Source organism: Bartonella sp. AA86SXKL (assembly GCF_042196885.1).
Genome location: NZ_JBHIRE010000012.1, coordinates 1 through 10,693 on the forward strand (window position 1 = coordinate 1; position 10,693 = coordinate 10,693).

Sequence of the window (10,693 nt, forward strand, 5' to 3'; positions counted from 1 at the left end):
ACAGAACTGAATCTTCAAGGATTAAAAGCAAAGCTTGATAGCACTCAATACCATCTTGACCACTTATCACTTTATGCACCTGTTGATGGACGTATCGATGATTTAAGTATCCATACTTTGGGCGGCTTTGTAGAGGCTGGTAAAACTCTCATGCGCATTGTCCCTGGTGCCGGCGGACTCATTGTCGAAGCGTTTTTTGATAACAGCGATATCGGCTTTTTAGAAAAGGGCCAACGCGCTTACATCAAGTTTTCTGCCTTTCCGCCTGAACGTTTCGGTGTTATCCACGGTACAGTCGTTAATGTAGGCGCTACAGCACGCTATGATAAAGAAATTAATGGTGTCTACGCTGTTTTAATCAAAATTGACCAAGATCACATCACTTTGAATAACAAACAACTTAAATTTATCCCTGGCATGACTGTGACAACGGATGTCATTACCTCAAAACGGCGTCTCATTTCTTATTTCTTTGAACCTATTACCAAAGTTTTAGAACAATCTCTAAAGGAAAGATAAAGATTAATGTGTGTGCATAAAAATCCTTCATCATCATTCATAGACCCTCTTACAGCGTTAGGAGCTATGATGGTTTTAATGCTTACATCTCCCTTATACCGCCGCTGGCGAATTTGGGATATCGAACGCAACATAGGACCCGCCTTACAGACTGGGCAATATAAACTCTATAAAAATGAACGTGGAGAATTTTGTGCCTTTATCACTTGGGCTTTTTTAGATGAGAAAAATCATCAATCTATGCTTAAAAAGGGAGAATTTTTACCCGATGTCAATTGGCAGAATGGAAAATACGTATGGTTTATTGATTGTGTAGCACCCTATGGCCATACTGCTCATATTGTACGCGATATGCAACGAAATATATTTCCTGATCAGCGTTATTGTTATGCTGTACGACGTAATGAAGATGGTGGAATACGAAAAATTGCACGCTGGTGTTGCTATAGAGCGCAAAATCCAGCCAAATAGTTTTTCTAAAGCAAGTGCGCATAAATCATTTATTCCCCTCTTATAAAAAATAAGCTTTTAAAAGAGTTCTTTAAGCGATAGCTATATTAAAAGAAAACTTTACCATTATTTAGAGCTGCCCCGCTACAAATAGGTGTTTTTCAACTTACCAGACTTTCTATGAATAGCAATAGATGGTTAAGGGGGCTAATTCACTCTCAAGCTGAACTTTGATTAACTAATTTCACTAATATTGGCTGGGGTACCTGGATTCGAACCAGGGAATGCCGGTACCAAAAACCGGTGCCTTACCGCTTGGCTATACCCCAAAAAAACACGCTTTATAGCAACTCTTGCACTTTATAGCGATTCCTGTGATTGGACGCAATATCTGAAAATCAAAGACTTTACTTTTTTATCATAAAATTTCTGAGTTTTGTATGGCATTGCCATCGATACAAATTCGTAGCAGAAACTGATATACAGTTGTGATTTTAACATAAGAAAAAACCATTTATCCATCAATTATTTTGCTCTTTGTATTGATTTTCTAGGAACAGAAAATGAAAATCTTGCAGTTTACTCATGTATCTAATAAATTTGCATATGATTTACTTTTCTTGATATATTAAAATCCCATCTTGCTCAATTTAAGAAAAAAGCTGTCACCACATTGGCAATCGGTAAGTGTATAATAGTGCTGCTGTGCTCTGGCAACACATTGATTTATAATAATAAATCATCCTTTTTCAACTTGAATCATAACTCCGAATATAGTAAGATTTTCTCATCACAAACCCTCTCAGATTGAATCAATTAATATCACTTGCTTGCACGTCAAAAGCGGGGCTAGTGTGTGGGTAAAAATTGTACAAGAAAGGAGTAAAAATGGTTCTTATGAATCGTCTTAATGCAAGGGCTGTCGCAACATTGGGGCTGGCAAATATAATGATGGTGCCGGCTTGCTTCTTCATAAGCGTAAAGATGGTGGTGCTCAATGGCTTTATCGTTATACCATTCATGGTCGGCGCCGCGAAATGGGCTTGGGTGCATTAAGACATGTTTCTTAAAAAAAAGCCCGTGAATTAGCAAATCAATGGCGTTCTGTTTTGCATGAGGGGCGTGATCCCATTAAAGAACGTGAGAAACAAAAGCGTGAGGCAATAAGTAATCTCCATTACCTAAAAGACATTGCCTTAGATGCTTTTGAAAGTCGTAAAGCTGAATTAAAAGGAGATGGCAAGGCTGGGAATTGGTTTCTACCTTTACAACTTTATATTCTCCCCAAATTAGGCTGTATTCCTATTTCAGAAATTACACAAACAGAGATACGCAATGTTCTTGCTCCCATCTGGCATGCAAAAGCTGCAACCGCAGAGAAAGCAATAAATCGTCTTAATATTTGTCTCAAACATGCTGCTGCTTTGGGGCTGGATGTTGATTTACAAGCAACGATAAAAGCACGGGCTCTCTTAGGGAAACAACGCCATAAAGCACAAAATTTACCAGCAATGGACTGGAAAGATGTTCCTGCCTTTTATCAGTCACTCTGCAAAACAACAACAATGACACAACTGGCTTTGCGTTTGCTTATTCTTGCATTAAGCATAAAGATGGTAATGTCCACTAATTTTTACATTATATTATTCATGGGTAGCACCATAAAATAAAATCAAGCACATTGAAAAATATTTCCTAAAAAATAACACTTAATATTCTGTTGAAAACATTATGATACACCAATAAACTGGAAGAGTTTTGCAAAAATTAAAAACATTTTATATGGTATTTGAAAAAATAGAGATACAAAAACAAGGAATAATAACTATTTCCATTTACTTTTTATTCAAAAGATAATGATATTTATTACCCACTCATAGATGTAAAAAAATCTTCAGAAGCAATCTTTATGTAGACCAATACCCTTTTTGATTGATGAATATACATTTCCTAAAAGCTTCTTTTACAAAAAGAGAAACATTAAAACTATTTCATACAAACTAGGTATTCAACATTTGCTTTTAAATGCGGTAAATGGCAAATTAGACTTATGAAATAAGCTTAACAATTAGAATCGAGGAGATTTTTAAATGGCTTTTGAATTGCCCCCGTTGCCTTATGATTACGATGCCCTTTCGCCTTATATGTCACGCGAAACGCTTGAATATCATCATGATAAGCATCACCTTGCTTATCTTACCAACACCAATAATTTTGTGAAAGAGTTAGGCTTAGAAAATGAAAGCCTTGAAGATATTGTTAAAAAAAGTTTTGGAAAAAATATTGGTTTGTTTAATACTGCAGCGCAGTATTACAATCATAACCACTTTTGGCTTTGGATGAAAAAAAATGGTGGTGGCCAAAGACTTCCTGAAAAGTTAGCAAAAGCTATTGACGCTGATCTAGGTGGTTACGACAAATTCCGCGCTGATTTTATTGCTGCTGCTAGTGCCCAATTTGGTTCTGGATGGACGTGGGTTGCTGTTAAAGATGGCAAGCTTGAAATTATGAAAACGCCTAATGGTGAAAATCCCTTAGTGCACAATGCTCGCCCTATTTTGGGTGTCGATGTGTGGGAACATTCCTATTACATTGATTATCGCAATGCTCGACCGAAGTACCTCGAATCCTTTGTAGACCATTTAATTAATTGGGACTATGTTTTGGAACTTTATGAAGAATGTGAATTTTAAACTATCTAGATAACTTTTTAGTGTATGAAAGTCTCTATAATCCAATAAATTATCGGAGACTTTCATACAGAAGTATTATGGATTAGCAAAAGTCTTTTCCTGCTATCTTTAGAATATATGCATAGATATAGGCAACTTCTTCTAGCTTTGAAAAACGTCCAGCTGCACCAGCGTGCCCTGAATCCATATTAATACGTAATAAAACTGCATTATCGTCTGTTTTTAGGTCTCGTAATTTTGCCACCCATTTTGCAGGCTCCCAGTAAGTTACACGAGGATCTGTTAATCCTGCCATCACAAGTATAGGGGGATAGTTTTGAGCTTTGACATTATCGTAAGGGGAATAGGAAGCAATAAGCTTATAATCTTCTTCTGATTCAAGAGGATTCCCCCATTCGGCCCATTCTGGAGGTGTGAGTGGCAATGAAGCATCTAACATTGTCGCTAAGACATCAACAAAAGGCACATTCGCTACGATCCCAGCAAAATCCTGGGGAGCTATATTGGCAATGGCTCCCATCAACATCCCCCCTGCTGAACCACCATGAGCAATCAGCCGGTCGTGAGAAGTGAATTTATTGTTTACAAGGTAACGCCCACAAGCAATAAAATCTGTAAATGTATTGTGCTTAAAGAGATGCTTTCCTTTCTCATACCACTCTACTCCCTTTTCTTTTCCTCCGCGAATATGAGCAATCGCGTAAATAAAACCTCTGTTTACTAGAGAAAGTACATTACTATTGAAACTGGCAGGAATAGAGATCCCATAAGCACCATAACCGTAAAGCAGACAAGGCGCACCACCATCAAGGAGAGTGTTTTTGTGGTAAAAAAGTGAAATAGGAATCTTCTCACCATCGTCTGCTATTGCTGTAATCCGTCGTGTTACATATGCATCTTTATTATGCCCAGAGGGAATTATTTGCGTTTTTAAAAGCATTCGTTTACAATTTTTCATCTCATAATCAAACACTTGATCAGGTGTTGTCATAGATGAATAGGAAAAACGAATAGTTGGACTGTTATATTCTGCAACTCCTTGCAAACTTAAAGAATAAGCCTCTTCAGTAAAAGCAATGGAATTCACTTGTTTAGTGGTACGTTCCATCACTTTTATACGTGGAAGCCCCTCAAAACGTTCGATCCAGACAAGAAAATCTTGATAAGCATCATGGGATAATATTAGGCACCCAAGCTGATGTGGGACAAACTCAGACCAATTTTCTGATTGTGGAGATGTATATGGCGCTACCATAATTTTGAAATCTTTTGCATTATCTAAATTGGTCAGAATATAAAAGACATCACCACCCTCTGTAAGTGAATATTCAATACCTTTTTGTCGTTTCCGTACACATTGGGGAACAGTAAAAGGCGCCTCAGCAGGAATTAACCAGATCTCGGATGTTTCATGATCATGAATATTAATATAAATAACATCATTAAGCTTAGAACCGCTTACATCTAAGAAAAAACCTGGATTGTCTTCACGAAAAATAAGCTTATCTTGTGATTGATCTGTGTTTAATTGGTGATAATAGAGCTCTGAAGGTCGGTGGTTTTTATCCATCTTAGTATAGAAAAAACCTTCAGACCTAGCATCCCATACAATTTGACCAGATGTATCAGTAATTGTGTCCGTACAATCAGACAATGTCTCAAAATTACGAATTTTAGCTGTATAGAATTCTGATCCTTTGTCATCATAGGTCCATACCACATGTGTATGGTCAGGAGATTCTTGAACTGAACCAAATTTAAAATATTCTTTGCCTTCTGCCAAGACATCACCATTAAGGTACACGTTTTTTTCTCCGCCATTCCTTGGTGTCCGAAAATAATGTGGTTGTTGGCCTCCGGTAACATAAGAGAATCCGTAAGCAAAAGGGCCATGTTTTATAGGAACAGAACTATCATTCTCTTGGATCCTGTTTTTCATTTCGGTAAAAAGCAAATCTCGTAATGGTTTTGTATCAGCCATTTGAGCTGATTGATAAGCATTTTCTTTTTCAAGATAATGTCGAATATTGGGATCAAGACAGTTAGGATCTTTAAAAACATCTTGCCAGTTAGACGCACGTAGCCAATGATAGGGATCATCACGAAAAATACCATGATATATTTCCTTATGAGTGATTCTAGATGCTTTGGGAGGAATTGCAAAAGTGCGAGTCATACATAATCCTATATTAAAATATGTTAATAGCTTCGTTTATATGTTAGAATCACAATGATTGATGCAAGTGTAAAAACCTATAAGTTCTATTCACTTGCAAAAATAGCACCATGATAATTTTTAAAACTAATACCTTTCTGTTCATTACATATCACAGCTATTGTTTTCTAGGGATATAACACCACTTTTATAATGAAAGTGACTGGTAAAACAATTAAACTATTAGAAAAAGAATTGATTTTTTTTGAAACAGTATAATCGCATAATTTTACAGAAAGGAATAAATATATCTAAAATATTATTATTACTGTATAAAAAATAAAAATGTCCTATCTCCTTTTAATGAATAGTTTTATATTATAAATAATACTATTATGTCATATTTATAATATATCATGTTTTTTATTATTAAATTTTATAAATATAAATAATAAAAACAAATTTAAAACTTATTAAACATAAACTTACTAAACTATAAGTATTCAAAACAAAATATAATAATTTATATATTATATTTTTATAATTAGTAATTTTATTTTTACGTTCTCAAAAAAAATAAATAAATTTTATCATGTATTTTTTTATATTTGTGATGTATTATATATTATGTATGATATGTTATAGGGTAAAAATATATTTTAGCATGTAATAATTTCGTTTTTCTTATTGTATATTATGACAAAAAATAGGTATTTATTTGATTTTTTTGTGTTTTGGCAATTTTATAGAATAATTGAATTGACAAAAAAGATTTTTGTACAATATGAAACTCATGTGCATGAGATCTTTATATCATGAGTATATGCACTATATCTCGATTTTGAATTACTCAATTTTAAATTAAAGGAAACAAGAATGGAACATCGTGCAGTCTTAGAGACTGAAAGCAATTTAGTTATTACATTGGTTGCTGATATTGTTGCTGCCTACGTGAGTAATAATTCTATTCGACCGACTGAAGTGCCAAGTTTAATTGCTGATGTCCATGCTGCTTTTCGTAAAGCAGGGAATCTAGAGTTAACAGAAGTCGAAGTTGAAAAACAAAGGCCTGCCGTTAATCCGAAGCGTTCAGTATTTCCTGATTATCTCATTTGCCTTGAAGATGGAAAGAAGTTTAAATCTCTAAAGCGTCATCTCATGACACATTATGGAATGTTGCCAGAGGAATATCGTGAAAAATGGCAGTTAGATAGTTCTTACCCTATGGTGGCGCCTAATTATGCAAAAACACGATCGGCTTTGGCCAAAGAAATGGGGCTTGGACGCAAAAGCAAACGGAAAAAAACTAAATAATCTTATTTTGCGAAAAAATGGTTTCGTGCATAAAGTTGATTTTAGTATACATGTTTTGTGTGAAGCTTTTGTATATATAGCAATTTCTACCAAGGGGATTACATATAGCTTTCGTTACGAATCCGTTTAATCATTGATTTCAAACCATTTGATCGTTGTGGTGTAAGATTTTCATTTAAACCAAGTTTTTCAAAGAGCTCTTGAGCATCAGAATTGCGAATTTCAGAAGCTTTTTTGCCTGAATAAAAAGCAAGAAGTATGTAAATGAGTCCACGCACAATATGAGCATCGGAATCACCTTGAAACGTCAATATTGGATCTTTTGAGTTATTACGTGAAGATAGAAGCCACACTTGGCTAACACAACCAGGAACTTTGTGAGCATCGTTTCGAGCGCTTTCTGGAAAAGGTGGCAATTCATAGCCAAGCTCGATGACATAACGATAACGATCTTCCCAATTATCCAAAAGCGAAAAGTTCTCTATAATATTACCGATTGTTTCCGCCATTATTTTAGTCCTGTTTCGTTTGAATAATCATTCTTGAATACACTTATAAAAAATAAATATTTATTCTTCCTAACATAAATAACACGAAGAACGTTAAAAATCCTTATTTCAAGATAACATTGCATGGTTTTGTAAGAACTCTTGTATTTCGATTTTGTAAGAAACATTAGGGGAAGTCTCTGATATCATTTTTGTTTCCTAATATGTTCCCTAAATATTCATAAGCAGCTCTTGCACCGTAATATGCGCGCTCACCAAGTGAACTTAAAAAGGATTTTCCTACTTTGCAGGTTTTTATATTACGGTCACAAAATGCGCCTAAGTCATTTAAGGCTTCCTTAAAAGCAACAATCACATCGCTCGTTGTTGTCTCATTATTTTGGGGGCTAGAAGAATGATTACTGCTTGGATCTGCTACAAAAAATGAAATAATGACAAAAATAAAAAATAAAAAAAATGATAATTTGATTAAAAAACGTATCATGGACAATCAATGTACCGCAGTGGTAAATACAATAAAAGAAGCATTTTATACACTGTTGCTTTATAAACAATTTATAAAATGTGCTTTTTATAAAATTGAGTATTCATGTATTGGATCTATATCATTGGCTTTTTTATAAATATGGCACAATTCCGCTGTATAAAATGGGATACATTGTCTATTCAGTAAAAAATTAACATCAAAATTATACACTTACAAGCTGGTCATGTTAATGAACATACTATGATAAAAAATGAGAGAGATAATCGTGTGGTGTACATAATTATTTTAAATAATAGTCCACCATATTAGCTTAGTTGAAAAGGCTAAAAAGAGTAAAATTCTGTTATTCTGACTATAGTGTCGATAAAATATTTATATTATCTATAAAATTTTTACTGGAATGTTATGAAAATAGTCAACCTGTCAATAAAAACATCAAAAAAATAACTGCATCTCTTATGATTACATCTCAAGCCAGTTTTTTTTCTATAACATTGTAAACATCAATTTAATTGATACTTATGAAAATTATTTAATAGAAGGAATTTATACCAAAATATAATAATATTAAGAGATAATTATTATTACCAAACCGTTTATGGATAAGTAACCATCTATATGTAAATTATAAAGAATAGATAATGATTGTCATCTTTTTAGCGTTATAGGCAAATATTTTCAATTTTATTTTAAATAATAGGCAAACATATGCCCCAAAATGAAGAATAACGTGGCATTATTGTTTAGATAATTATATGTGATAATGCAGTTTGCAAATACCAAAATGATCTTGAATGCTAATCATTTGGTACTCTCTTTATACACATTAAAGATTTGTATAAAATAAAATGAATAAAAGTTGGTAAGAACTCTTGTTGATTTATCAACTTATAAATTGATATAATGAAGCCGCTCATTTTAGGAGTTTGAAAGGAAAAATCAATAATGTCAATGCATTTCTCTCTGGCTGGAAGTAAGAACTGATTTATATTCGTTTCCTAATTTATATTTGTTTCTTTGTAAAAAATAAACGCAACTGAAAATAAAAGTAATGGCAACAAAACGAAAGACATACCGAAAAAAAACTGTAAAACACCGTAAATACTACAGTAGTATTGTTATAACACTTCTTCTTATAACTTTTCATTTTATTTTTTGGAGTGCAAAAACTCTTTATTTCTATACACGAAAAAATACTTTATTTTTTGTTGGATTTCTTCTTTTTAGCATTAGTTTTTTATTTATTTCATTTAATGCTTTATTTTCGCAAATGACAACGCATCAAAATATTTTAACTCAAATGAAATTTTCCTCTGTTCAAAGTATAGGTAAGAGCTCTAATTTATCGGAAAAAGAAGAAAAATCACAAGAACTCTCCCGTGTAGCTTCTGTACATTCTCAAAGTCATAACCACACAAATTCACCTTTACCCTCTCAATCAGCAAGCATGCTGGAAAAGCAAAAAGAACTAGCAAAATTAGGATTTTATGATGGTCCATTAGATGGACTGGAAGGACCTAAAACACGCCGAGCCATCACTTTATGGAAACAGCAAACTGCTCAGAGAATGCAAAAGAATGTTCTATCTAATCCCGCAGCAGATGAAATCGCGATATTAATTAAGCAAAGCGAAATAGAAACAAACAATACAAAAAATATGACACACTTAAAAGAAGCTATTTTAGAGCCTTCTGTTGAAGATATTATACAAGTGCAAAAAGCTTTACATATTTTTGGGAATGAGGAGGTTATTGTCACAGGAATAGAAGATCAAAAGACGATAGAAGCCTTAAAACAGTTTCAAAAAATATTTGATCTTCCTGTAACAGGTAAAATTAATCACACAATTTTAATGAAAATGCGTGAAATTGGTTTATTAAATTGAAGCTAATCATAATAATCTCTTAATTTATAATGATAATTCATCTTTCGTTTGTTTAATGCTCCCCTCAAACATTCCTTCATCTCAAGCCCTCTTATATTCAATCAATCAGAATGGTTTTCTTACACATTACATATTGAGCCGTATAATTTGCTTCAAAAAAACCACAACCGATTGCAGAAAAAAGAATATTGCAAAATAGCAAACGCGCTTGTTCTAGCATTTTTATTGCCTCTGATGATAAAAGGACACGAAATTTTTGTAGTATCATGTAAACCTTTCATATTATCGAACCACGAATTGTCCATATATTATCGTCAATTTGATCTTTATAAATATGATGCAAAGAATTTGTGCAAACACCTGTAAGGATAAGTAGACATAAAGCTAGTTGTGTTATGGTTGTTGTTTTGCAAAGTGTCTGATAAAAAACCGGCACTTCTCTCTAATCTACTGCTGGAAAGTTATGTGTTTTATGACATTGTCTTCTTAAGAGAGCGTGTGCGTTTAGTATTGCCTATAAATCAACATCCAAACTTACCGCAGCAGTATGTTTGAAAAAAATGTTAAGACAGTTTAGTACTTCTCTCAGCTGTTATAGCTTTTATATGCCAAATGGAGGCAAGAATATTACGCATCTCTGTTTGTATAATCTCTTAAAACAGGAAAACAGCCTAATTTGGG

General features: G+C 33.5%; 7 protein-coding genes, 1 tRNA gene and 2 pseudogenes. 6 read left to right on the forward strand and 4 right to left on the reverse strand.

Annotation, left to right across the window (positions count from 1 at the left end; all coding sequences use genetic code 11):
- Both ACFIO5_RS06380 and ACFIO5_RS06385 read left to right on the forward strand, forming a co-directional pair.
- On the forward strand, window positions 1–519 hold a 519-nt coding region (locus tag ACFIO5_RS06380; RefSeq protein WP_375705160.1), incomplete at its 5' end, for a beta-barrel domain-containing protein.
- 6 nt (window positions 520–525) lie between these two features.
- A complete protein-coding gene (locus ACFIO5_RS06385; protein ID WP_375636201.1) occupies window positions 526–990 on the forward strand; it encodes a toxin-activating lysine-acyltransferase in 465 nt (154 codons plus the stop codon).
- A 233-nt stretch (window positions 991–1,223) separates the two neighbouring features.
- On the opposite strand, the gene ACFIO5_RS06390 is transcribed toward ACFIO5_RS06385, so the two are convergent.
- Window positions 1,224–1,298: transfer RNA gene (locus ACFIO5_RS06390), tRNA-Gln, on the reverse strand.
- A 559-nt stretch (window positions 1,299–1,857) separates the two neighbouring features.
- Between ACFIO5_RS06390 and ACFIO5_RS06395 the strand changes: the two are divergent.
- Window positions 1,858–2,567, forward strand: a pseudogene (locus tag ACFIO5_RS06395) (tyrosine-type recombinase/integrase); the annotation flags it as partial.
- A gap of 492 nt (window positions 2,568–3,059) precedes the next feature.
- Entirely contained in the window at window positions 3,060–3,662 is a 603-nt protein-coding gene (locus ACFIO5_RS06400; RefSeq protein WP_375705161.1) for a superoxide dismutase, read from the forward strand.
- 82 nt (window positions 3,663–3,744) lie between these two features.
- Here ACFIO5_RS06400 and ACFIO5_RS06405 read toward each other — a convergent pair whose 3' ends face one another.
- Complete coding sequence (locus tag ACFIO5_RS06405) at window positions 3,745–5,838, reverse strand: S9 family peptidase (RefSeq protein WP_375705162.1); 2,094 nt, start codon at window positions 5,836–5,838, stop codon at window positions 3,745–3,747.
- 855 nt (window positions 5,839–6,693) lie between these two features.
- On the opposite strand from ACFIO5_RS06405, the gene ACFIO5_RS06410 reads away from it, so the two are divergent.
- Entirely contained in the window at window positions 6,694–7,131 is a 438-nt protein-coding gene (locus tag ACFIO5_RS06410) for a Ros/MucR family transcriptional regulator (protein WP_012754848.1), read from the forward strand.
- A 98-nt stretch (window positions 7,132–7,229) separates the two neighbouring features.
- Here ACFIO5_RS06410 and ACFIO5_RS06415 read toward each other — a convergent pair whose 3' ends face one another.
- Together ACFIO5_RS06415 and ACFIO5_RS06420 are read right to left on the reverse strand one after the other, a co-directional pair.
- Window positions 7,230–7,640 (reverse strand): SufE family protein, encoded by a 411-nt coding sequence (locus ACFIO5_RS06415; protein WP_375611146.1) that lies wholly within the window; start codon window positions 7,638–7,640, stop codon window positions 7,230–7,232.
- Window positions 7,641–7,748: 108 nt separating this feature from the next.
- Window positions 7,749–8,124: pseudogene (locus tag ACFIO5_RS06420) on the reverse strand (DUF5330 domain-containing protein).
- 1,054 nt (window positions 8,125–9,178) lie between these two features.
- Here ACFIO5_RS06420 and ACFIO5_RS06425 point away from each other — a divergent pair.
- On the forward strand, window positions 9,179–10,012 hold the full coding sequence (locus ACFIO5_RS06425; protein ID WP_375634277.1) for a peptidoglycan-binding domain-containing protein: 834 nt from the start codon (window positions 9,179–9,181) through the stop codon (window positions 10,010–10,012).
- The last annotated feature ends 681 nt before the right edge of the window (window positions 10,013–10,693 follow it).

Bases quoted from the DNA above. Each gene is read 5' to 3' on its own strand.
- ACFIO5_RS06400 (WP_375705161.1), top strand. From the start codon at position 3,060: ATGGCTTTTGAATTGCCCCCGTTGCCTTATGATTACGATGCCCTTTCG.
- ACFIO5_RS06415 (WP_375611146.1), bottom strand. From the start codon at position 7,640: ATGGCGGAAACAATCGGTAATATTATAGAGAACTTTTCGCTTTTGGAT.
- ACFIO5_RS06410 (WP_012754848.1), top strand. From the start codon at position 6,694: ATGGAACATCGTGCAGTCTTAGAGACTGAAAGCAATTTAGTTATTACA.
- ACFIO5_RS06425 (WP_375634277.1), top strand. From the start codon at position 9,179: ATGGCAACAAAACGAAAGACATACCGAAAAAAAACTGTAAAACACCGT.
- ACFIO5_RS06385 (WP_375636201.1), top strand. From the start codon at position 526: ATGTGTGTGCATAAAAATCCTTCATCATCATTCATAGACCCTCTTACA.
- ACFIO5_RS06405 (WP_375705162.1), bottom strand. From the start codon at position 5,838: ATGACTCGCACTTTTGCAATTCCTCCCAAAGCATCTAGAATCACTCAT.